Source organism: Chitinophaga sp. sic0106 (genome assembly GCF_019219075.1).
Taxonomy (GTDB): domain Bacteria; phylum Bacteroidota; class Bacteroidia; order Chitinophagales; family Chitinophagaceae; genus Chitinophaga.
This window is the reverse complement of sequence record NZ_JAHUWJ010000002.1, coordinates 12,363-35,262: the sequence shown is the minus strand read 5'-3', so window position 1 is coordinate 35,262 and position 22,900 is coordinate 12,363. Positions and strand designations below refer to the sequence as shown.

Below are 22,900 nucleotides of genomic sequence, written 5' to 3'. Positions count from 1 at the left end.
ACCTTAAATTAGGAGTATGTTTAAACAGTTTATCGGCTGGAAATTTGTCCTGGTAACCATTGCCGTAGCCATTATTGCAGCTACCATCTGGTTTGTAAGTAACCTGTCGGCCAAAATTCAGGACGAAGAAAGAAAAAAGGTAGCCACCTGGGTAGAAGCCTACCGGGAACTACTCAAGTCCGGCTCCGACGCCAACCTGAACCTGGCCACAGAAATTGTTACTACCAATACCACCATCCCGCTTATCCAAACCGATGCTGCCGGAAATATAGTGGACAGTCGTAACCTCGATACCACAAAAATCTCCCAAAACCCTACCCTGCTGCAGGAACAACTACTGTCATTCAAGAAACAGCATCCGCCATTCATCATAGAAATCGACGCGAAAAATAAAGTATATAACTACGTGTACTACGGCGACTCCCTCATTCTTAAACAGATCAAATACTATCCCTACATACAATTGCTGGTGGTAGCACTGTTTATTGGTGCGGTATTATTCGGCTTATCTTCTACCAATCGCGCCACCCAAAACCTGGTATGGGTAGGGCTGGCCAAGGAAACGGCCCATCAGCTGGGCACTCCGTTGTCGTCCATAGAGGCCTGGCTGGAAATACTCCGGGAAAACGAGGCCAACGTTCCTTTTGTGAATGAGCTGACCAAAGATGTAGACCGGCTCAAACTCATTACCGACCGCTTCTCGAAAATCGGCAGCGTGCCCAAATTGGAGCAAAGAGATATCATTCGCCAGATAGAAGATATGGCCGCGTACATCCGCCGCCGTGCGCCTCAAAAAATTCAGATCGGTGTACACACTGCCGAAACTGAACTGCCGGTAATGATTTCTGCGCCGCTGTTTGACTGGGTGATAGAGAACCTGCTGAAGAACGCACTCGACGCCATGGAAGGAAAAGGTAACATCGATATTACCATCGAAAATCATCCCTCGGTAGTCACCGTCGACATTGCAGATACCGGAAAAGGCATTGCAAAAATGAACCTTGATAAAATTTTCAGGCCAGGATTTTCTACCAAAAAAAGAGGCTGGGGCCTTGGCCTATCCCTTGCCAAACGTATTATTGAGGACTATCACAAAGGTAAACTCAGCGTAAAAAATTCCGAACTGAATAAGGGTACTACCTTCAGAATCATACTGCGGAAATGAAACTTTTTTGAAAAAATGAATAAATAAATTTGCTCATTTCAAAAAAGCGCTTACTTTTGCATCCCATCTCACACAGATGCCACACAAAAAACGCGAAGGTGGCGAAATTGGTAGACGCGCTACTTTGAGGTGGTAGTGCCTGAAAGGGCTTGGGAGTTCGAATCTCCTCCTTCGCACAACTATTTGGGATAGTTAATACTGCGGCGACTTTGCGGAGCGTCAATTGAAAAAAGGTAACAGAAAAGGTAACCAAAAATCAATTGAACATGTCAAAAGCAGGATTTACGAAACCGAAGATTTTCGACCACTGTTCAGATCTTTCTGAACAGTGGTTTGTTCATTTTAGACATACCCACCCCGGCCCCGGACCGCTCACTGGCAAACGTAAGCAGTTCCGCTACAAAAAAGGAATCAACTATTTTAGCACACTGGAAGATCGCCGCCGCGAGGCAAAGGCGCTGGCCTCGGAATTGCATGAACTATTAAAAGGCGGTTGGAACCCCTGGGAAAATGAAATACAGGGGCAACCTAAAACCGTCCTGGAACTCCACACGGAAATGTGGGAATTAAAAACGCCTACCCTGGAAAAAGACAGTGTAAGGACCTACGTGTATAAATATCAACACTGGATGGCATGGCTCAATAAAAGCTCTTACGGTCATCTGCCAGTATCCGAGTTTCTAACCAGACATGCCTACGAGTATTTGGATCACTGCTCGAAAGCGGGGCACACCGGTTCTTACTTTAATTCTTTCCGGCAGATGCCGTTCTCTTTATTCGACATGATCAAAGAGCGGAAAATCATCAGCCAAAATCCTTTTGCGGATACCAAAAACCAGAAGAAAAACACCGGTAGCGCCACGATATTCACGCCACCGCAAATAAGGCTTGTTAGGAACTTCACGATGCGTAAATACCCCGAATTAGGCGTTTTCTGCGATTACATTTACTATACCTTCATGCGACCGCTGGAACTGTTGAGGATCAAAATTAAGCACATAGATTTTGAGCGCTACCGTATAAACCTCCCACCAGATATTGCAAAAAATGATACCCAGCGAACCATCGTATTGCCGCCGGCACTAAGGAAGCATTTGAGGGAACTCAGGAAGAACCTGCAGGTGATCTATGACCGCTACAGCAAAACCTACCCGAAGGTAAAACTGGAGGATTACTATGTTTTTGGTATTTACAAAAAGGGAGGTGGCCCCCAGCCAAGCCCGCGCCCATACATCAAACGGGATAGCATTACCACAATGTTTAGAGAAAAGGTACGTAAGCCGCTCCGGCTTTCAGAGCACCATACCCCTTACGTATTCAAACACACGGGGGTGGATGAGGCACTCAGGCGGGGCGCAAGCATCTCCGGGGCCATGAAACAGACTGGGCATAAGTCACTTAAAAATTTTCAGATATATATGCGCAGTCTAAACCAACAGGATAATCCTGAATTTGAAACAATTGATTTTTAAAGGATAGCCCTGTTAAATAGCAGGGCTATCTGTTTTATCCACTACTCCTGCCCTATACATTAGTCTTTTGTGCCGCAATTCAAACAACGGGGATTGTGACTGTAAAGGTTGACCCCTCCCCGGACTTACTAATAACCGTTAATTTTCCACCCATTTCATCCATGAATCTCTTGCAGTTGGCCAGCCCCAACCCAGTGCCAGGATAATCCTTATTTAGCCTTGTGTATGGCTTGAAAACATCAACCAGCTTTTCCGTGGGAATACCAATGCCGAAATCCTTTACCGATATCATCAACTCTGTTCCACATATTACCTCAATCAATACATCTGCCCCTGCCCTTGAGAATTTTATTGCATTGGAAATGAGATTAGAAAGTGTTTGATTCAGTTTTAGCCGATCTGCCATAATTAAAGGAATACCTTCCGACTGAATATCGGCTATCAGAGTTACTCCGTGTGAACTGGCCATACCATTATAAATTTGGATAAGGTCCATTATGATTTCAGATATTTTAACCTGTTGGAAGTTAATTCCTGTAGCACCTCGTGTGTATTCCTTGATGTTTTCGTGTATATCTTCCATCATACGGCATGTCGTGCTGAGCATACCTGAAATTTCAGCAAGTTGTTCTGGCTTAACATCATTTACAAGGTCAATAAGGTTGCGCATCATGCCTAAATAATTGCCAATGTCATGGCACCAGGTCCTAATAAATGTGATGCTTTTTAGAAGATCTTCACCTTCAGTACTTAATGCAGACGGTCTATTGAGATATTCAGCTTGTGTCGTCATAACAATTCTGTTTAAACGGACGTGTGATTGAGTGATTCAGGGTTACATTGTCATGAATATAGCAAAATATTATCAAAAAGTAATCATTAATCACTTTTAAAGTGACATTTAATTACTTTTTTATTGCATATGTGTTACTCTGAGTTAGATTTGAGGAACAGTAAATTTGAATGGTAAAAGACAAAAGATATCATGCCGTTAAAGCACTTTTAGAATCAGGGAACATAAAAACCTTTGACGAACTTTTTGATATTTTACCTAAAACTGTGATCAGAAAAGATATAGGGTTGAATTACTATGCCTTTTCGGTCAAAATAAATCACAGTGAGAAGTTTGTACTTCAGGATCTTATCCGGTTGGCGGATTTAATACAATGCGATCCTCGATTAGTCATTGAGCTGGCCTTAACGTCGTTTGAGAAAAACCGAAGGACCAAAAAGAAATAGACAGGGCTTATTTCCCTTTTAATAATAAAGACCTGGCGCAATAACGCGCCAGGTCTTTATGCTTTTACTACTAATCACTACAATCATGGAGACAATACAAATTAGCAGCCTATCACTAAGTGAATTTCAAAAAATATTAAACACCGCTATTGAGTCCGCAGTGACTTCGGCTATAGCCAAATTTATTGCCGTTAAACAAGATCCCAATGAGGAAATTACGGTAACCGATATAGCAAAAATGTGGTCCTGCAGCAAACAAACGATATACAGGAGAATTAAAGACCACAAAGTGCCAACAGTAAAGCTGGGGCGGGATATTGCTCTGAAATATAAACACCTTGAAATCATCAAAAAGCCGATCGCAAAGGGTTAATTGAATTGCCATAAAATGGCGTGAGTTTTCCCAATTTTTCAAATTGGAAAATTTGCTGTTAAAACCTCCCATTTACGTTTTAAATAGCCCGATTTGGCATTAATGCTTACCCCTTGCTCAAATACCCGCGTATACCATCCATTGGCGGAGGTATATTGCTTCAGTAAATCACTGGGATAGGAAGAAAGTAAAAATTTACCCTGGATATTGGCAAGCGTTTTTAGTAGTGCTTCATAGTCATCAATTGAATAGCCATCATAGTGTCCCATGTCCGAATTGTAATACGGAGGATCGCAATAAAAGAAGCTACCAGCAGTGTCCCTGCTATGGATAACATATAGCGCATCTGAACATTCTAACTGGACATTCTGCAGGCGGATTGCAAGGTCTTCTGTAAACGATTCTCTTTTATTCGTAACCTTCTTGGTTGTAGTATTACCAGATTTATCATATCCAAATGGACTATCTATTTTGGCAGCAAACGATTGGGTACACAACGCCCAAACGGCCCAGGCTCTTTTTAAATCCGAAAACAATTCAGGATAAGCATAGATAACCGAAGCATTACGATGTGCATCCCGGCTATGCAACGTTATTCTGATTTCTTTTTCCAGGGAAACAAAGTCCCGCTGGACCACACGATAAAAATTCACCATTTCTCGGTTAGTATCGTTGATCACCTCCACTTCACTTGGTGGCTTCGCGAAGAAAACAGCCGCTCCTCCTACAAATGGCTCACAATAAAGCGTATGCTCTGGAATTAACGATACAATAATGCTACTTAACTTTTGTTTTCCACCATAGTAGCTAATGGGGGTCTTTAATCTACTCTTTGACATATTTTAGGGTTTTATGCTTATTCCCCCTTCATAGTCAGAAATCAAATCATTCTAAACCTTAACCAGGTTGCTCGATATCATCCTGGATAGGACAACGGCGCCACCCAGCTGCTTACTTATGGCTTTGGGATCATATCGACCATCAGTAGTAAATTTACCTGCCTTATAATGCTGCGATCCAGCCCACAGGTATGGAGAAGGAACGCCGCGCATTCTATATCCGAGGCCGTTATAGCGCTCCATTTTTTCAAGCGCATAATCCAAGGACCAATGAGTACCGCCACGTAATGACTCTTTATCAAGGCTCTGTAACTGCATTGCATCAATAGCGCTATCTACCCAGGTGAACGGCGGCGCTCCGACAACAGGTCGCCCTTTAGGCGCCCGCACTGTTTTATTGGTTAAAGGATCACCATTATGAAGATGCAGATCGAATCGACCACCACATTCCAATAAATGTATAATTCCGATCCACCACCAGGGCACACCAGTTACTGCCTCAACTGCTGAGTACTGGCCCTTATTTTTGATTATCTTTTGAATTACTGCATCAACGGCCAATGAAACTACAGGAGTGATGTTACAGGAATATAAAAGCTCTTTATTACTCATTATTAAATCTCTTTTACGAAGACTTTCCATACTATGAGGCTCTACGCCAAACGAATCCTGCATGGGTTTTCGAGCGACCTCGTATACACCGCCGGACTCCTTCAACGTCAAAATCTGATTGCTGCAGATCTTTTATCGACCATTCCCTTACGAGGACTCCGGCCTCCGTCTCCTGAACGACAAATTCCTCAGCTGGACCTTCGTCTGCATATTTAAAAACAAATCCCCGATGGGATTTCGTGCGGCCTATGACACAAAAACGAACACTATAAGGAACGAAACCATCAGACTCAGTCGCATTTACTGAATCCCAGGTCTTGATATAGTTCCCCGACAGGTCGAATTGCAATACTTTCTTTGTATTTATAACAGGACGTGACTTCGTTTTACAAAGGACAGCAGGATCAGTTTCTCCCACGTAATTCCATCGATACCCCCTATGATGAACCTTCTGCCCCCTACATACCAGGCCAACGGCTGCAGAATTAAAGCCGTCACCGTCCGTATCTGAAATAGTATCGTAAGTTTTGATAAGCACACCATCCATACTTCTCATTTCAATCGCGCGACCGTTAGATATTACTACTTTTCTGTTTGCCAACACAGACGCCCGCTGCTGCAGCAGAACATCTATGTCATCGAAATACTTACCGCCATTCTTTCTGATATACTGCCTCACCCTGGTCATGGTCCCTTGAAGCCTGCGAGGCCCATTCTGCTGCCGCTCAATTGCTGCCAAATTACACCCTGACATTACCAATCTTACTACCTCCTTCCATGAATCGTGGGGCAAATCGTCAATGGCTTTATAAAGAGATAGGTATCTACCTTCATCGTGCGGAATGTCCTCCATATCTTCCCCTATCAAATCATCACGGTACTCATTACGAGTATCGTGCTTGAAATTTCTTTTTTTGTGATGCCATAGAGCCCACCTGGTATTCCTTGCCACCCACGCTTCCAGTGGATAATTTCTATGTTCACGAACAATCTGGTGAAAATGCTGCCACAGGTAGATCACAGCCTCCTGATAATAATCATCCTTTTCGTGCTCCTTGATCCATTTCTTACTATGTATAATGTAATACATGAGGCTTCGGCGCTTCAATACGATCTCATTGAACAACCTCTCTTCCTGCGGAGTATACACAATGCCCCCCCCTTCCGTTGACAGCGCAGCGTGCCCTTTCGTGTCGCTATTCATCAATGCCAAGGCTTCCATAATCAATCATTTATTTATTCTTTAAAAAGGAGGGCTTACGGGCTCTCCGGTTGTCGATCAAGACCCTTTCACCTTGCCAGAATCGGCAGATACGCGACCCAGTATTGCAATTGCGACAGCTACCGCAATACGTAGCCAGCTTGTTTCTCCGGCCTTCAGCATATCATCGAGGACGACCAGACCTGCAACCAGGTAACCGATAACTGAGGTGATTGAAGAGTTTCCTAAAAGGACTTTTTTCATGGTTATTATTGGAAATGGTTAAACGAGGTACTTATCTTTTTGAAGAGTCCCCTGCTTTCCTTCCAAGTAATCCCAGGGCAACAGCAACAGCAATATTCAACCAATTGGTTTCACCAGAGTCCAGACTTGTCTGGATGATCATAATACCGGCAGCAACGTAGCCGAGAATACTTGTAATAGGGGATTTACCCAAGATTAATTGCTTCATGGTTATTTCATTTTAAGTAAGTAATTGTTATGCGTATTGCATAGCTGGGAGAAGTAGGTAAAGGGGAACCGAAATAAATGGTTCCAGTTAATGGATCAAAATCCCACTCATCCCAATCTGGACTATCTCCTAAGTTCTTCACCCGGATGAGTTCATCGGCCTCAATGCGTACTGACTGTACTGCGGCGCCAATCAGTAGGGGGTTCACGTAATTCATTCCATCAACAGACAGACCGTCATTCCCGTAAGAACAGATGAACACAATTGGCTGAACGGGCGCAACGGCAGGCTTCTTGATTGAAAGATGTAAATACTCACCTGTAGTATATCTGAAAGAGAGCTTTTCGTTGGCAGTATCATATATCACTGAATCTATAGCATGTGTCGCACTGGCACCACCGATTTTTATCCTGTATACGTTCAGCCCCCTTCTATAATTTAGGGTGTCTCCACTTGTATTAACCCAGATTGAATCAACTTTATATCTACCCAACACATTCAATAAACCGTTTAAGCTGATACTAAGCTGAGTGGCGGTAATCGACCGGGTGCTATTGGGCACTATGTTTGCATTGATGTAACTACGCAAAATAGAAGTATCAGTAATCTGTGCAGATGCAGCGCTGCAGTATCCCAAGAATAACCCTATGATCAATAATTTCAGCTTCATGTTTAATAACGTATTAAAGGAATCTTACCGATACTCTTTGGCCGCGTCTCGCCACCACCGTCATAGCGAACCTCCAGGGGCTTATACCAGTTATCCTGATCTTTGTCAATGAAATAGTTGTTCTGGGTACCATACCGATCTCCGGATTGTTTAGGATATCCACGGCGCGACATATTCTCAACTGTCAGAGTATGTGATTTAATCAGGTCAGCAGCATATCCGCCAGGTGCATTTGGAAAGCGATCATTATCCAATCCCCTACCCATGTCCAAGTACCGATCAAACATCGCACGTTCATCCGGAAGCCGCATTGTAGTCGTACCGTTACCCGTACTGAAAAGTCCCCGATAATATGGTACGCCACCTGGATTACTAAACCAGGTAATATCATCAACAATCCCCTGCCCGGTAGTTAATGAAAGACCAAAGGACGTAAGGCGCGGCATGTCAGCACGATTATATGTTGATCCATTCAACACAGCCGTGTTCAGCATCTGCTTTCTACCACCAAAACTTTCACCAGCAGTATAGAAATTACCGTCTGCCAGATCAACCTCCCATATACTGCCGTTTGCAACGAGGCGTAAACGTTCTCCTGTATGCATATACATCAGGCTCACGGCAACACCATCATCTCCTACAATCTGCCCTGCAGAGCATTGGACGGTAAGTGCTTTGATCGCTGAGTACCTGGTGCGTAGTGATATTGGTGTGCCAGCTGGAAGCGCCGAAGGATCTGGCAGTGTAAAAACGCTGTTATCAGTCAATGACACTACAAACAGGCTTCTGGCATCCGCCTCAATGTCGTAGGAGTAGGCCCCCGTAACTGTCTTTACACTATCGTACCTGCCTAAACGATTGTACAGGTATTGTGTCCGGTCCAGCAATGCCTTTATAGGAGTATTACTTACTCCATTTGTTCCACCGATTACCAGGTCAGTCAAATCGTATATATCGGAGTCCGTAAAGGAATCCTGTGGGGTGTATTGAATCATAGTTACTGCACTTTAATCCTGAAGGAAACAGAGTAAGTTGCACCTGCAACTTTATTGACAGGAGGTATGACTTTCCTGTAGCACAAAACATTATCATCGCTCAGCAGACCAACCTCCTGAATCAACATGGCGGGATCACCAGCATCCAGGGTTATATTGAACTGAACATATCCGGACGATAAGTAGTCAACAGTACCCACTGCTTTTGAGAAAGGATTCGTTATAGTCGTATCGCTCTCTGAAACAGGAGTACTGTTGGTACCAACGATAATCTTCGCAATTTTCTTTCCGGCAGCGTCCCCACTGAGCAATTTTTGTACGTTTGTTCTTCCAGCCAGTAAAAGCATGTTTAAAAAATTTACAATGGTGTTATAATTACAATATCACTATCTCCACTATGATCAAACTCTCCATCATACTTTCCATCCCCATCGTACATGAGGGTACCAGTAAGTGATAAATCGTCTTCAACAATGGTAGCTGGTAAAACGACCGCATCGTCATTGCTTACAGTTAGTGTATCGTCGACAACGACATCAATAGACACGTCTACCAGCACACATGCAGCCCGTTTATATTCATTTACCATTTGAATAATGTCATTGAATGAATCAGCGGTAAGCTGTAGGCTACTGTTGGTTATTTTAATACCGAACTTTGCCCAGTGGTCATATCCCCTTTTTAATTCAATATCTGAGAAGCCAATACTTTTCAGCGCTTCTTTTATAGCCCATTCGGTTCCTTTGTACCGATGCAGCTCGATAGCACGTTTAATCACCTCCCGTCTGTCGCTGTCTGTTTGGGCCATCCTAAATCCTTTATATCCCAATACATCAAACTGTTCAGCTAAAAACGGTAGCAAACGAGGGTCAATATCATCAACGATATAAACCAGAGCATCCGCTAAAGCAATCTCGCCGAGGCTCTCTTTAATCGCCCGATACCACCCCGCGAACTCTGGGAGATGAGCAATACTATCAGCCATCACAACACTACCCATTATTGCTGCCTGTTATTGTTACAGAAATACCAGTACACTTAGTATAGGTTTTATCATCGGCAATAATATCGGCCGATGGCGACACTATGTTTACTGTATATACCTTATCCTTAATCATGCACAGCGCACTGATTTGCGCCTTTATGACATCCATGCCAAGCCGGTTATTACGTTCCTGCTTATAAGTATTGAGATTTGAATTTATCTGATCAAGGACCTCCGAGTTTATCGCGCCGGTATAAGTTGTTACCTCCGCATTGATGTTGTAACTCGTAACAGTTGGTGCAGCTGACAAAACTGTATCATTCTGCGGGCGAACTTTCTCATCAGAGCAAACGGAAAGAACTGCTCCCAGTATCTCCGTAGATGGTAATGTACCTCCATCACATAGGGGGTAAAGGGTTATCTCTCCAGGTGCGGTGGTTATCACAGCCACATCGACAATAGTAGGATGGGCAGATTTTGCCCAGAATTTGTACGCACCTTTAGGACCGGCAACACTGAAGCTACTGGGCGCAAGGGAAATACGCTCACGGAGTTGATCATCATCCTCTGCATCGGCACCGCCGCTGGTAGCATCAATATTTGCGGCTGTGGTTACAAACGCCTGCGGGTCCAGGATAATACTGATTTTCCCTGGATCGTAATTATTCCCAATTACACCGGGAGTCTGACATACCGCAACAACATCAACTGTCGTTGTTCCAATAGGGGCATCAACTGCACCTGTAGTGATAAATATCGCGTTCCCGTCTATACTCTGAACTCTAACTGCATCAGGAATCTGCACTCCGTTATGACCATTGATCAGATTAAAGCGAATAGTACACTCAGCACCACTTGCAGGTAGTCTTTTAACGCCAACTAGCTCGCCCAGATATTCCAACATTGCCCCTGTAGATGTAGGTACCAAACTTTGCTTTACAGCCTGGTTACCTGCAATACAGATAAGCTGCGCTTCATATGCAACGGCATTCGCTATTAGCATCTCAACATCCGCCGGCGCAAGAGCCCGCCCCAGATTGTCCTCCAATCTTTTCTGTATCCTCTGTAGCTTAGGTTGTACACCTTCTTCAAATATTTCGGGAAAGTTGTCTGCCATTTATTGAGGTATTGTTGAAATATCAATCAGTACCGACTCCGCCTGGCTCGTATAAATAACCAGCAGCTGTAGGTACAATTCAAAATCTTCACTGAAATCATCGTTGAAGCTCCCAGGGTTGGTAACTACTTGCCAAAAACCTAAAAAGCCGATATTTTCCTGTGCCCATTGCCGAACCTGGTCAGGAGTAAATAAATCAACACTACTGGAGTATAGCGTACCGTCAACGGTAATATTGACGGCATATTTATATCCTATTGGCAGGCCAGGTATTCCAGCAACAAAACGACTTTTAGTTAAAAGACTAATTGACAAACTGCCGGTGGTGTAATCTGGATTGATATATCCTACAATACTGTCTGCTGTCAGATACCATTGACCATAGTTTGCCCAGTTCTCCTTAACCCATGTATACATTTCGTATACATCAACAAAACCGTCAACAGGCGGAGATGGCAGTATAGCAGTTGAGTTGAGTATGCATTGTATCTGGTACTGAAAATTTGATGGATTTGGCGGTATGTAACCCTGTAGGATAAGTCTGTTTTTCGTCACACCGGTAACTATTCCCCCGTTGCCCAATGATATCGTAATTGCATCATTAAGCGTATCATCCACAAGCCTGTAACCAATTTCAAACGTGAGGTGAGAGACATCCAGTATATGACGTATGTAAGTGATTACGACCCTGGTTTCCCAGGTAGCAATGGCATTGAGTATTGCCCGCTTGATATTAGGAATGGCAATATTAGCCGGGGCATCATGATATTTGTAAACATCACTACCAAATTCCGGGCGGAGCGGGTCTGTCCCCTTTGTGGTTCGGATAATTATATCAATACACTGTCTGATCGCAGCCAGCCCTTCAGCTACTGCGCCTCCGCCATATATACTATATGACCAGACAGGAGATTTTATTTGTGAAAGTGTTGCCAATACGGTCAATTATCCTCCACAAATCTGTATGAAAAACGGCCTTATTTATAGTCAAGTTTTAGGCAAGTTTTAGGCGATGTTACGGTATAGGAGTACCAGAGCTGCCGGTACCGGTTTGTACGCCGGAATGCTTATGGGAGAGCAATGATATTGCTCCTGCTTTCACGTCTGCAGCCTTAATTTCTCCGGTAGTTTCAATGTCTGCCTGCGCTGTGATTTTACCGGTACCTGGGACCCCGGCCATCGGAGCTGCGGAGATACCGGCAGCAGTGAGCTGACCAACAACCGTTACATTTCCTTTTAGCTGAATATCGGGAGCCTCAATGCTCGCCCGCACTAAGGCTTTCGCCTTTAGGGTTGTTTGTGAAGTTGCTACTATTTCCTGCGTTGAAACAACATTAACACTTCCCTTTACATCAGCTGTAAGGAGGTGCGCTTGCTTATCATACTCGATCACCGTTCCATCTTCAAACACTTTACGGAATTTACCAGGAGCAGCACCAGCATCAACAGGGTCTACCTCGCTATGTATACAGCCCAATATTACACCTACATCACAATGTTCATCGCACATACATACAACATGTTCCTGCACATTCAATGGCCAGCTGGACTTATCTTTTAGAGTCGTCACAGCAATTACCGGCCACCAATCAGTCACAAAATCATCTTCCGCAAAATACACCTTCGCAAACCCCGGTTTTACATCGCTCACAACTCCGTATTTCAGATTGCCCATCACTTCGTTTTAAAATTTACAGAATCAATAGTCTTTACCCGCTTGATGTTGCCCGCTGTTTGATACCCACCATCCCGGTTAATAGTATGCGTAGATTCCAGGATGTGGTAAATACCACTCATCCGCCCAACCCCATTCAGCTGGAAATTATTTCCGCTTACAAACAATAACTCCCCCGGAAGGACAATATCACCTCCGACCCCTTCAGTATTGGATTTAAAAAGGGCGTACTTCCCTTTTGCTTCCGCCTGTTGTTCATTCTCCACTCTGGACCTTATTTCGAGATCATCCGCTGATTGTGAAGGAGCGTTGTCATCAGCCTTCGAGAAATAAGAAACCGTTTGCTTTTTATAGGGATCGTGGTGACGCACCTTGGAGTTCTTAAAGGTCTTGTTCGTTGTATCTCTTAGATCATACGAAATAAGCTGTTGCTTTGATAATATAAGGGATGCATTCCGGGCTTCCAGATCCAGGTAATGAGTAAATATCAACTGATTCCCACGAACTGAAAATATACACCCATAATCCTTCCCAATACGCCCTAAGAAGGATAAATCACTTTCCCGGTACTGATTTACACGATGTATACGAATATCAGGAACCTTACCCACAAGAGTAAGTCCCAGTTTGGCTGCGATTGTATTGGCTATCTCCCGCAGGGTTTTGTCTTCATGAGCGTGGCTATTCTTTGTACGTAGCTTTTTAGATATACTTGCAGCTAATGCTCGTATAATAAACCTATCACCGTCAATGCTGCCAGAAGATGCCAGCTCGTCTACCTCAAACATACCACAATCAAGTTGCCGACTATCTAACCGGATCACCAACTGCACAGTGTCCCCTTTGACTGGGTACCATGAATTTTGCCAAAGAAGATCTGAATCTTCCAGGGATATCTCCAGGCTGTCACTCTCTCCAGAGATTTTATCAGTGTATTGGATATTCAATATTTGGCCTGATATATCTCGGCTGATATCCTTTGCATTGTATATTATCGTATAGTCGACTACTGGTAATATCATAGCCTATTGTTTCCAAGGGGGGAGAAGTTCTTTGTCAGTTTGCACTATGGAGGCAGGAATAAGAGGAATCACCAACAGCAACCCCTCCGGCAAAATGGAATCTATGGGTATAGCAGGGTTGGCACGGACAACATCACCCATCTTTTCCACTGTCCCATATGCCTTATAGCTTATTAGATCCCAGCGATCACCCGGTTTTGTAACGTACTCGGTATTCATTTTTTCACTATTGAATTTTTAACAATGGGACTGGTTGATGACACCAATGTACGCACCGCTGATTGTAGCTCTGTATTATGCCCCTTTAACGCCGGCATAGTTGGAGGCAATACCAAATGAGGATATATCGTCTGGTTTAACTGAATATCATGCAATAATGCGGCCGCTTTATCCCGGACTGAGGTAGCAGCTGCATTTACACCAGGCACCCCATTAACACAACTGGAAGCGGTAAGAGATGCAGTTATCAGCTTATTGGCCTGAGTTTGGATAATAGAGATATGCGACTTTAGCTTAAAGTTATTTGCAGAGGTATTCGTGTATGCTTTACATTCAGTATCCACGGCGCCGGCATTAGCCTTAATGATAGTCATAATATCACTCACCTGTTTACTACAAGGTGTAGGGTTTACGCGATTGCTTTTAGTGGGGGGCTTCTTATCACCAACAGCAAACGCATTATTCTGGGCTGCCTGTTGATCCTGTTCCAGCTTATTTTCACGATGGCTTTCCTTTAAGCTCATATTTACATTGGCAGATACCATGTTGCCAATACTATCGCTTTGAGCAACACCAATGTTCATTGTGGTAATCACAAATTCCCCTTCTACAACACCATTACCCCAAAGTAGGGATAATATCTCAAAGCTATTTTTAGCCGTTCGGAGCCTTGCTATTTCATCTTTTACCTTGCAAAATTCCTGATGTAGAAAAAGCGTGATGGAAATGTTCCGCAGCCCAATGGCAGTACCCTGTAACCTGGCCTTTCGACCTATCAAAGCATGTTCTACGATAATAGCCTCCTCATCTTCAGAAAACGAGACAAAACTTTTTGCGCCATCGAATATGGTAGTGCCTAATTGTGCGTACATAGATAGTCTTTTTAAAAAGATCTGCGTCCTTCGCTGTTTTGCTTATCCCTCCACCAGCGATCAGCCTGCATTTTAAAGGAGTCGAATATATTATCGGCGTCCTTTTTAGTCGCGCCACCAGTTAGGTTGACAGTTAAATGGAAGGTCGGACCACCACCGGATGCCGCCACAACGCCGGCGCGTGGATATCCCTGGGCTGGCTGACTCATTTGACCAAATAATCGCCCAGAGATATTTCGCCATGCATCCAGTAGTGGGCGTGCATTCATGCTTTGGGCAATTGTCTCAACGAGTTTAATTTTATGTATATCCCGAAGGGGGCCTTCCTTTGCAGGAGAAAATGGCAGGTGAGCACGAATCTTTTTAACTATCCATTCAATGCCTTTTACTGGCGCCATTGCTACGGCCCATATGCCTTTGGCTATACTCATAACGATGTTTTTACCAGCATCATAAAACTTACTACCGAGGTTGGCGATCCAGTTCCACGTGGAAGTAAAAACACTCTTCACACTATTCCATACGCCGGAGAACATGCCGACAATTTTAGACCAGTGCTTTATGATCAACCCATAAGGGGTAAAGTTTAGGAAATAAAATTTTGCCCATCCCCAGAAACGGGAGAACACATTTTTTACGTTCTGCCACAGTCGGGAAAAAAAGGCAGATATCTTATCCCAATTTTTGATAATAAAATACACGGCTGCTCCAAGCGCAACGGCAGCGGCAATATACCAGGTAATCGGGTTAGCGAGCAATGTTGCTCCAAATTGTATAAAAGCAATACTAACCCTTCTCAAAGCAGGAATAATGGTAAACTTCATTGCATACTGCAGAGCAAAAACGGCAAACTTTATTTTATCATATGCTTTGACTGCTGTCACTGCAATACTGCCGCCATTCTTGATCAACCAGTTCACTCCTTTGATGGTGTTGGCAGTTACTTTAAAGGCGGTACCTACACTACCTGTTACAAACCCCAGCACTTTCATTGCCCCACCAAATGCCAACAGGGCGATGGCAACTTTTGAAGCAACTGTCATAATTTGTGTAGCAAGTACAGGATTGGCGTCAATCCACCGCTGTATACGATCCAATACAGGCCCCAACCGGGCAAACAAATTGTTTACTGCCGGGATCAACAATTTACCCAGGGAAGCGGTAACCATACGGGCATTATCAGCCAGAGTACTCCACTGTCCGTATAGTGTTTTGCTTTGCGCCTCAATACCGCCGGCGAAGTTTACCCCACCGACCTTTTTCAGGTATTTCTCAATATCAGCAGCCTCCTTCCTAACAACTGTCTTCACTCCCTGAAATGTAAAGACAACTTTATTCCCCTGAGTACTGGCTTTGATACCAAATTCTTTTAACCTCTCGAACTCACCTGTCGCGGCATCAGCTACTGCTTCCACCATGTCATTGAGCGACTTACCCATTGCAGATGCGGTGTTACCATAGGCAGTTAACGCTTCCAGGGAGGGGTCCAGGCCCATGTTTTTCAGCTTTATGAAGCCGGTCATTACCTCCTCCAAACCATATGGGGTAGCTGCTGCGAATTGATTAATGATGTTAAAAGCCTTGTTTGCTTCCTCTGCACTGCCCTTGAACGATGTGCGTAGCGCGACCTGCATGCGTTCAACATCTGCCGCAGCCTTCAGTGTCCCCAGTAATCCAGCGGATACAGCGGCGCCACCGATAAGGCTCTTATCTCCGACCTCGCTCATCGTCTTACCAGCCTTCTCAAACGCTTTTGCTCTTTTTTCAGCATTGGTAAATGCCCTGCCAAGTACAGCAGACGCCCGGTCTACTGCGGATAAGATGAGTGCTATTTTAATGTTCCTATCCATCAGCGTTCATCGCTTTTTTTTGTTGTTTGGCCTTTTCATCCTCAATCCTGCACGCGGAGTCGTGCCATTCCGCTACCTGGGATGTCCGCCAGCTCTCCACATCCAGCGGGCTAATGCCGTAATATGATGCTGTATAAGCGATCATATCACGGCCGACTAAAAATTTAAAGCAGTATGCATCGCCAGTATTCTGGTATAGTCTTTCAGCTTCAAATTCTCAATAACGTCAATAGGTTGCTTCATACTATCCAGCGTTGTGGATGCAACGACTGATGCAATTTGATATTTTTCAGCATCACCGTCGGTGAAGCGGGCAATATCCTTTGTATCCTTAGCCAGAAGCTCCCGTACAACAGCTATCTTTCCGCAAACAGGCAGGGTAGCCCTTTTGACACGATTGGCGTTGTCATAAACTTTGGTCTGGATGCCCAGTTCATCATCCTCATCGGATTCGATAAAAAAACCATCAGCATCCACCGATGTAGGATACCGCCGCTTTTTATTACCAGCCAGTTCATCCTCGGCAGAAGCAAAGTAAAAGCCCTGGTCATCAGGGGTTGTTGGATATACCTTTTCTTGTGGTTGATTCTCCTTCATACAATTTGTTTTTATGAATAAAAAAGGGCTGTACTGATTGTTACAGCCAGCCCCACAGGATTACTGATTTTGACTAGTAGCCGAGGTTAATACGGTATTGGGCAAGCTGATCACGGTCTGCAACAAAAAAGATGTTTGCAAAAGCATCAATCTCCAGCATACGAACACCATCGATCTCCAATCGATAATAGGAGCAGCTAAACTCACTTTCCTGCTCAGGGTTGTCGTTCATCTTCAATGTGATGCCAGGTAACACATCTTTGAAGCGAATAGTGAGGTACGCAACGACAGATGATTCGCCAATTCTACCTGTACTGTCATATGCCTCCAGATTACCGCGAACCTGTATTTGCTTGGTAGTAAATGGGCTGCCGAACTCCTGAATGAGGTCTGGATAAACAGCATTCCACTTCATTTTACCGGTCATTTTCTCAAAACCACTGGGCACTTCCACATCCATGATCAGGCCCAGGGCTTTTACATCCACTGCTTTCGCCTTTACAGCTGGCAACTGAATCTCCTCTACCTTGCCTAACAGGGAGTTGCCGCTACTGTAAACACTGGCATTGCTCAGACGATTGATATTAATACCTGCCATTGTTATTAATTGAATTGATTAAGTAAACTGATATCCAGCACATCTTTATATGTGATACGCTCAATTGGGGGCGGGCACATATACACACGTTCAAATGTGACACGGCCTGCCGCAAGTTCGGAAGCAGGATTGTCAGCTTTATTGTATAACACCCGACTGCCAGGTAACACCGCGCCTCTTTGGATCAAAGAGCGGATGAATGTATTCCCGGCTTCTCTGATGGCATCAATCTGTGCCTGACTGAGCGGCTGATCAATGAAATCAATGGAGGCCAACTCCATGGTTTCGATAACCATATCATCCGCTCTGCGTATAGAAACAAAATTCTTTACCGTAGTAGAAGATGGGAATGCCGCATTTCGGTTGCCCCAGGTGCGTAATCCCGTCCCATAACCGGCAGCAACGGTGGTAATGCCCGCCGCATTCAATTGGTTAGCCTCGCAGTTCGCGTCATTAATAGCCCATTCAATAGTGCGTTCGCTGCCGGTTGCGTTCGGGATCTGCTTATTTGAGGGAGAATACCAGTATCCCAGATCTGCATCTGTTTTGATGATAACACCCGCCATGAATGCGGAATACGGATAATCCGCATCTGCCTGCAGGTAATCATCAAAAGTTTTGATATAGGGATATAACAAAAAGGCTCTTTGATCGCTGGTATTAAACACCAGACTTCCGGCAATACCTCTCCCGGCTATCGCGGCGGATGGCGTTGTTCCGTAAGGAGCATCCAGGATATAAATAGCTCTGAATTTGTTGGCTGCTGCTGCAAAAGCTGCTGCAATTGCTGACAGGCTGCTGTATGTTGGCGAGATCATCACCTTCGGCTTAAATCCAAAGGTATTGTAGGCCAAATCAAACAAGGCCATACCGGTACGATTATTATTGACATCGACTGCTCCGATAAGGTTTGTAGTCGTTACTGTACTACCATCAAGTTTTTTGTAAGTAAACTTGTAGGTAGTCGCATTTGCGATATTAGTACTGATTGCCTGGAAGTTCCCGAACTCATCCAGCGTATAGTCTACATCCTTTACTATAGGCGCATCGGTAGTGCCATCGTTCAGTTTAATAGTCACTGTCCCGATGGGAGGAAAGGCAAGTTTTAACCTGCCATTTGTAACGGTTTGTGATTCCGCAGTGACAGCAACGGTATGAGTAGTTGGGTTAAAAACATTCACCACAAGAACAGGTGAACTACCGGCAATAGCGCGGATAACTTGTAGGGTTTTGGGGATATTGAATCCTGGCAACGCCTTACCAAATTGCGCATCATCCGCAGGGGTAGTACATAAGGTTAAAACGTTGGATGGTCCTGTTGGCGCTATACCAACAAGAGCGATGACGGAAGACTTAACCACACTGATCGTCTGTCCACCGATCTCGCTTTCAATAGTTTCTACACCATGTAAATATTGTGCTGCCATTGCTATGTTATTTTGTAGTTGTTGGTTTTGTAACGGACACCAATGTCAGGAGGCCGGTATCTACCAGCGCAATGATAACCGGATGATCACCAGGCAGCATTGCTTCCTCGCCTGGTGAAAGCCGAATATCTTGCCTAACCTTACGGCCATCTTCTTCAACATGAATAGTCGAATTATGAGGCTGTGATCCGTTATATTTAAATCTTTTCATGGTTACTCCTCTTTTGCGATAATTTCCTGAAAGGACGGTACGATAATAACTTCGTTTTCTTCTTTCTGTATCAGCATGGTGACGCACTCCATCTGAAAAACGTGAATCCATATATCTCTATCATCGGTCTGACTGATATCATCACGGATAAGGTAAAGTCGTTGACAGTTTGTCGGTAAAAAACCAATAAGCGCCTGCTCCACAATATCCCTAACAACGAAAAGACCGGTGGTCCCGTACAATTTGCGTGCATTAACCTCAACATTGAACTGTAGCCGCCTATTCTGGGCGATGGTATTCGTTGATGATGATTTATCAGCCTGACTACCTGAATAAATAACGTAAACGTTAGGTACCGATACACCACGATCAAAATCTGCCTCCTTTTCCGGCAGATCCTTCGCAAGAAATGGCACACCAACAGAAGCAAAACTTTGCTGTAAATGCGCTACAATGCTTTGTTGAATTGGATAAATGTTCATGTTGTTACTTAGGCTCCAGATAGAGCTTTATAGTTTTGCCGTCAAATTTTTTCTCACCTATTGATGCCAGGTAACTGATGCCATTAATGATTATCACTTCTGGCTCTCTGTCTTCGAGGCTTTCATAAAGGCCAGGGAAATCACCAGCAAAATACTCCATGCCTATCCTCTCGCTGGTGATCTTCTGATCCCCGACCTCCTGTTCCTGTGTAGGTTTATTCATAAGAACTCTGGCAGTAAATGGACCACCACCAATTAACGGTGTCCATGAAGCGTCATAGCCCATAACCTGAGTTACGACCGCTTGCGTATGCTGCTGGAGGTTATCAAAAAGGTTCATGCTATTGCCTCAAAAGAATGATACCAGTGCCGGCAGCAGATAACGCTGCAGAATAGGCGTAACCAGCAAACGTATTTGATCCAACAGTTTTAGTGAAAACGCTGTTCGTTGCATCCCAGTAAAGTTTATCACCAGCATTCCATGCCTCAGCTGCTTTCGCGACAACAAAAGCGCCGGACAGGTTAATTACTGCAATCTCATTTTGTGCATACTTATTAGCGCTGATCCCTACCAGGGCGCCAACCAGGACGGGTTGGCCGCTGGAATAACCGCCAGATGGGGCGACAACCTCAATGCAGTTACCTTTACTTACTAAAGTGTTCATTCTCTGTATTTTTGGCCCCTGCTTTTAAACAGGGGCATTTATTAAATAGATTTAAACCAGGTGCAGGTGTTTATGCTCCAGCGTTTTTATAGAGACTACGCCAGTCAATTGCTTTCGCACCAAATACGCTTCGCACTTTGTACTGGAGTGAGTCTACCTCAAAACCATAGCGGGTTTCTGTGAAAATTTCCTCACCGTCAAGCACGGCCCACTCGATAGTATCCACCAGCTTAGGATCTGCTCCGAGGTACCATTGCTTACCGGTGATGCGCCCTTCTACAATAGGTTGTAACAAGCCAGCCCAAACGTTGATGTCGCTGGATTTTGCGGAAACATATTGCTGAGAGGTGTATTGCAGCGCCAGTTGCTCGTTTTCAGCACCAACAATCAGGAATTTAGGAGCAATATTCAGGACATTGCCTGCGGGAGATTTCTGGCTACGCATGGCCTGACGGCCTATGCCGAGGCTATTAACCGCAATTGCGGTACCGGTGGCTGTGTAGTTGCTATGGTTAGTAGCATCAAACAACTCATTATTGTCGTACATTTTGTGGGACCCGGTGAGGATACCATATACAACATCTGCCTGCATTTGTGCAACGGCCCCAGCAAGGAATTGCGGGATACGGGTAAATGCTCCCAGATCATCATTTACGATTGCTTCCCAGTTAATATTGATGATTTTACCATACTTAGCAACCTTATATGTTTCGCCGCTATCTCCCAGGGAGGCATAGGTGTATTCTCCACCTTCCTGCACCTGGTTGAGCTTAATGTCGTTAAGTTGGGCACGTAACATCTGTTTGAAATCGGTAGCAGTAGATTTACGTGTCCACGGAATGAACGTACGCTCCTGCAGATCGTAAGCAGCACGGAGTGACTTGTTCAAAACGTTAGCCAGAACGTATGAAAAATCACCAGTTGCAAGCCCCCCACCACTACGTTTCATTTCCAGAGCGCGGAGAGCGATGGTCATCTGGTTCATTCCGCGAGTATCTACACCAGCGTCCTTCAGGCATTCTTTTGCGAGGTCTAACAGAGTCATACCACGAAACTCACCTGGATCAACAACCTTATCGGATGGTACAATACCGGCGCGTTGCATGATCGCTGCCTCCATGCCTTGTTGTCTTTTTTCAACATCGGAAACACCAGTGCGCACACCAGTCTGGAAACGAGGTTCAACAGGTGTTTTTGCCGCTGCTTCATCGATAATTGCCGCACGCGCCTGATCCAGCGGAGTACCATCACTGATCAGCTTATCCGCAAAAGATTCTGCCAGACCTGTGGCCCGCACAGCCTTTGTAATTTCTGTGATGCGGGTGCGCTCCAGCGTTCTTACTTGTTCATCGTTCACTGTTTGAGCTGCAGGTGCTGCTGATGCAGGAGCTTGTGCAGCAGTAGTGGTATCTGTGCGATTTTCAGTACCGGCATCAGCGCCGTATCTTACATTGCTCATTGTATTTGAGTTTTTACGAATAATAGTTACTTGGTTGGTTGTGTTTTGAGATGCACTGCGAGTACCACTGCGGAAATCGGCAGGTACTGGTGCGAAAGAGATCTCAACGGGCTCCCAGTCTGTTGCACGATAAACAGGTATAGCGGAATCGCCAGAATCATCAACCTCATATCTGTATACCAGGTATCCTACCGAGATATTTCTGATAATGCCAGTTAGGATATCCTGAACAATACCCTTCCACTCATCACGCTGTGAAAGTCGGATCAATGCTCTGCATTCATTGGTAGCAGTATCAACCCACGCCTTCTCAACAACCCCAAATTGATCCTGAAGTGACCAGGTACCATGCGTGTCAACTACTGGAGCACCTGCATTAATGCGCTCCATCCGGACATTTCCTTCACGACAAAGCAACACTTCGTTGTAGTCTTCATCCCAGGTAACCCGCAGTACTGGGTTTTCTGTGGCAAATACTACTTCAATGGTATTGTCGTCTGAGTTATAAGTGTCAGGACGGAACAATGCACGGCCTTCAAGGCGGGGCAACTGTCTATTTATGCTTTGTTCATTGGGCATATGTCGTCATGATTATTATAGCCCAAAACTATTTTGATAATAAGCATATGAATAGGCAAGTTTTAGGCAAGTTTTAGGCTGCAATAAAAAAGCCTCCGAAATGG

At 44.5% G+C, this 22,900-nt stretch carries 29 protein-coding genes and 1 tRNA gene; 4 read left to right on the top strand and 26 right to left on the bottom strand.

Annotated features, from left to right (window positions below; genetic code table 11):
* Positions 1-16 precede the first annotated feature (16 nt).
* The 3 genes from KW844_RS03040 to KW844_RS03030 all read left to right on the top strand — a co-directional run bounded on the left by KW844_RS03040 (position 17) and on the right by KW844_RS03030 (position 2,637).
* Positions 17-1,165 (top strand): HAMP domain-containing sensor histidine kinase, encoded by a 1,149-nt coding sequence (locus KW844_RS03040; protein WP_218375243.1) that lies wholly within the window; start codon positions 17-19, stop codon positions 1,163-1,165.
* Positions 1,166-1,257: 92 nt separating this feature from the next.
* Positions 1,258-1,341: transfer RNA gene (locus KW844_RS03035), tRNA-Leu, on the top strand.
* 90 nt (positions 1,342-1,431) lie between these two features.
* On the top strand, positions 1,432-2,637 hold the full coding sequence (locus KW844_RS03030) for a site-specific integrase (protein ID WP_218375242.1): 1,206 nt from the start codon (positions 1,432-1,434) through the stop codon (positions 2,635-2,637).
* A 79-nt stretch (positions 2,638-2,716) separates the two neighbouring features.
* Here the strand turns inward: KW844_RS03030 and KW844_RS03025 are convergent, their stop codons facing one another.
* On the bottom strand, positions 2,717-3,430 hold the full coding sequence (locus KW844_RS03025) for a HAMP domain-containing sensor histidine kinase (RefSeq protein ID WP_218375241.1): 714 nt from the start codon (positions 3,428-3,430) through the stop codon (positions 2,717-2,719).
* A gap of 531 nt (positions 3,431-3,961) precedes the next feature.
* On the opposite strand from KW844_RS03025, the gene KW844_RS03020 reads away from it, so the two are divergent.
* The gene (locus KW844_RS03020; RefSeq protein ID WP_218375240.1) at positions 3,962-4,249 is read left to right on the top strand and encodes a helix-turn-helix domain-containing protein; all 288 of its coding nucleotides are present in this window, start codon (positions 3,962-3,964) and stop codon (positions 4,247-4,249) included.
* Between the two features lie 38 nt (positions 4,250-4,287).
* On the opposite strand, the gene KW844_RS03015 is transcribed toward KW844_RS03020, so the two are convergent.
* From KW844_RS03015 to KW844_RS02895, 25 genes are all read right to left on the bottom strand, one after another.
* Positions 4,288-5,088, bottom strand: coding sequence for a DNA adenine methylase (locus tag KW844_RS03015; protein WP_218375239.1), 801 nt, complete (start codon positions 5,086-5,088; stop codon positions 4,288-4,290).
* A gap of 51 nt (positions 5,089-5,139) precedes the next feature.
* A complete protein-coding gene (locus tag KW844_RS03010; protein WP_218375238.1) occupies positions 5,140-5,700 on the bottom strand; it encodes a hypothetical protein in 561 nt (186 codons plus the stop codon).
* 31 nt (positions 5,701-5,731) lie between these two features.
* The gene (locus KW844_RS03005; RefSeq protein ID WP_218375237.1) at positions 5,732-6,922 is read right to left on the bottom strand and encodes an RNA polymerase sigma factor; all 1,191 of its coding nucleotides are present in this window, start codon (positions 6,920-6,922) and stop codon (positions 5,732-5,734) included.
* A gap of 57 nt (positions 6,923-6,979) precedes the next feature.
* Positions 6,980-7,165, bottom strand: a complete 186-nt coding sequence (locus KW844_RS03000) for a hypothetical protein (RefSeq protein WP_218375236.1) — start codon at positions 7,163-7,165, stop codon at positions 6,980-6,982.
* A 31-nt stretch (positions 7,166-7,196) separates the two neighbouring features.
* Entirely contained in the window at positions 7,197-7,373 is a 177-nt protein-coding gene (locus tag KW844_RS02995; protein WP_218375235.1) for a hypothetical protein, read from the bottom strand.
* 7 nt (positions 7,374-7,380) lie between these two features.
* Positions 7,381-8,043: a hypothetical protein gene (locus KW844_RS02990; RefSeq protein ID WP_218375234.1), complete on the bottom strand. Its 663-nt coding sequence runs from the start codon at positions 8,041-8,043 to the stop codon at positions 7,381-7,383.
* A 2-nt stretch (positions 8,044-8,045) separates the two neighbouring features.
* Positions 8,046-9,038: a hypothetical protein gene (locus KW844_RS02985; RefSeq protein WP_218375233.1), complete on the bottom strand. Its 993-nt coding sequence runs from the start codon at positions 9,036-9,038 to the stop codon at positions 8,046-8,048.
* A 2-nt stretch (positions 9,039-9,040) separates the two neighbouring features.
* Entirely contained in the window at positions 9,041-9,385 is a 345-nt protein-coding gene (locus KW844_RS02980; RefSeq protein WP_218375232.1) for a hypothetical protein, read from the bottom strand.
* Positions 9,386-9,396: 11 nt separating this feature from the next.
* Entirely contained in the window at positions 9,397-10,038 is a 642-nt protein-coding gene (locus tag KW844_RS02975; protein ID WP_218375231.1) for a phage tail protein, read from the bottom strand.
* Positions 10,031-11,140, bottom strand: a complete 1,110-nt coding sequence (locus tag KW844_RS02970; RefSeq protein ID WP_218375230.1) for a baseplate J/gp47 family protein — start codon at positions 11,138-11,140, stop codon at positions 10,031-10,033. The genes KW844_RS02975 and KW844_RS02970 overlap by 8 nt, the downstream gene beginning before the upstream one ends.
* Positions 11,141-12,076: a GPW/gp25 family protein gene (locus KW844_RS02965; RefSeq protein WP_218375229.1), complete on the bottom strand. Its 936-nt coding sequence runs from the start codon at positions 12,074-12,076 to the stop codon at positions 11,141-11,143. It abuts the gene before it with no gap.
* Between the two features lie 79 nt (positions 12,077-12,155).
* The gene (locus tag KW844_RS02960; RefSeq protein ID WP_218375228.1) at positions 12,156-12,815 is read right to left on the bottom strand and encodes a phage baseplate assembly protein V; all 660 of its coding nucleotides are present in this window, start codon (positions 12,813-12,815) and stop codon (positions 12,156-12,158) included.
* A complete protein-coding gene (locus KW844_RS02955) occupies positions 12,815-13,837 on the bottom strand; it encodes a phage late control D family protein (protein WP_218375227.1) in 1,023 nt (340 codons plus the stop codon). Before KW844_RS02955 ends, KW844_RS02960 begins: the two co-directional genes overlap by 1 nt.
* A gap of 3 nt (positions 13,838-13,840) precedes the next feature.
* Positions 13,841-14,056 (bottom strand): tail protein X, encoded by a 216-nt coding sequence (locus tag KW844_RS29370; protein WP_218375226.1) that lies wholly within the window; start codon positions 14,054-14,056, stop codon positions 13,841-13,843.
* A complete protein-coding gene (locus KW844_RS02945) occupies positions 14,053-14,928 on the bottom strand; it encodes a phage tail protein (protein WP_218375225.1) in 876 nt (291 codons plus the stop codon). The genes KW844_RS29370 and KW844_RS02945 overlap by 4 nt, the downstream gene beginning before the upstream one ends.
* 11 nt (positions 14,929-14,939) lie before the next feature.
* Positions 14,940-16,778, bottom strand: a complete 1,839-nt coding sequence (locus KW844_RS02940; RefSeq protein WP_218375224.1) for a hypothetical protein — start codon at positions 16,776-16,778, stop codon at positions 14,940-14,942.
* The gene (locus KW844_RS02935) at positions 16,771-16,923 is read right to left on the bottom strand and encodes a hypothetical protein (protein ID WP_218375223.1); all 153 of its coding nucleotides are present in this window, start codon (positions 16,921-16,923) and stop codon (positions 16,771-16,773) included. Before KW844_RS02935 ends, KW844_RS02940 begins: the two co-directional genes overlap by 8 nt.
* A gap of 11 nt (positions 16,924-16,934) precedes the next feature.
* Complete coding sequence (locus tag KW844_RS02930) at positions 16,935-17,375, bottom strand: hypothetical protein (protein WP_218375222.1); 441 nt, start codon at positions 17,373-17,375, stop codon at positions 16,935-16,937.
* A gap of 73 nt (positions 17,376-17,448) precedes the next feature.
* A complete protein-coding gene (locus KW844_RS02925) occupies positions 17,449-17,973 on the bottom strand; it encodes a phage major tail tube protein (RefSeq protein WP_218375221.1) in 525 nt (174 codons plus the stop codon).
* A gap of 5 nt (positions 17,974-17,978) precedes the next feature.
* Positions 17,979-19,400 carry a phage tail sheath subtilisin-like domain-containing protein gene (locus KW844_RS02920; protein WP_218375220.1) on the bottom strand — a complete coding sequence of 474 codons (1,422 nt, stop codon included), beginning with the start codon at positions 19,398-19,400 and terminating at the stop codon, positions 17,979-17,981.
* A gap of 7 nt (positions 19,401-19,407) precedes the next feature.
* The gene (locus KW844_RS02915) at positions 19,408-19,611 is read right to left on the bottom strand and encodes a hypothetical protein (protein ID WP_218375219.1); all 204 of its coding nucleotides are present in this window, start codon (positions 19,609-19,611) and stop codon (positions 19,408-19,410) included.
* A gap of 2 nt (positions 19,612-19,613) precedes the next feature.
* A complete protein-coding gene (locus tag KW844_RS02910) occupies positions 19,614-20,093 on the bottom strand; it encodes a Gp37 family protein (protein ID WP_218375218.1) in 480 nt (159 codons plus the stop codon).
* 4 nt (positions 20,094-20,097) lie between these two features.
* Positions 20,098-20,433 (bottom strand): hypothetical protein, encoded by a 336-nt coding sequence (locus KW844_RS02905; protein WP_218375217.1) that lies wholly within the window; start codon positions 20,431-20,433, stop codon positions 20,098-20,100.
* A 1-nt stretch (position 20,434) separates the two neighbouring features.
* Positions 20,435-20,758, bottom strand: coding sequence for a DUF2190 family protein (locus KW844_RS02900; protein WP_218375216.1), 324 nt, complete (start codon positions 20,756-20,758; stop codon positions 20,435-20,437).
* 70 nt (positions 20,759-20,828) lie between these two features.
* Entirely contained in the window at positions 20,829-22,796 is a 1,968-nt protein-coding gene (locus KW844_RS02895; RefSeq protein ID WP_218375215.1) for a prohead protease/major capsid protein fusion protein, read from the bottom strand.
* Positions 22,797-22,900 lie beyond the last annotated feature (104 nt).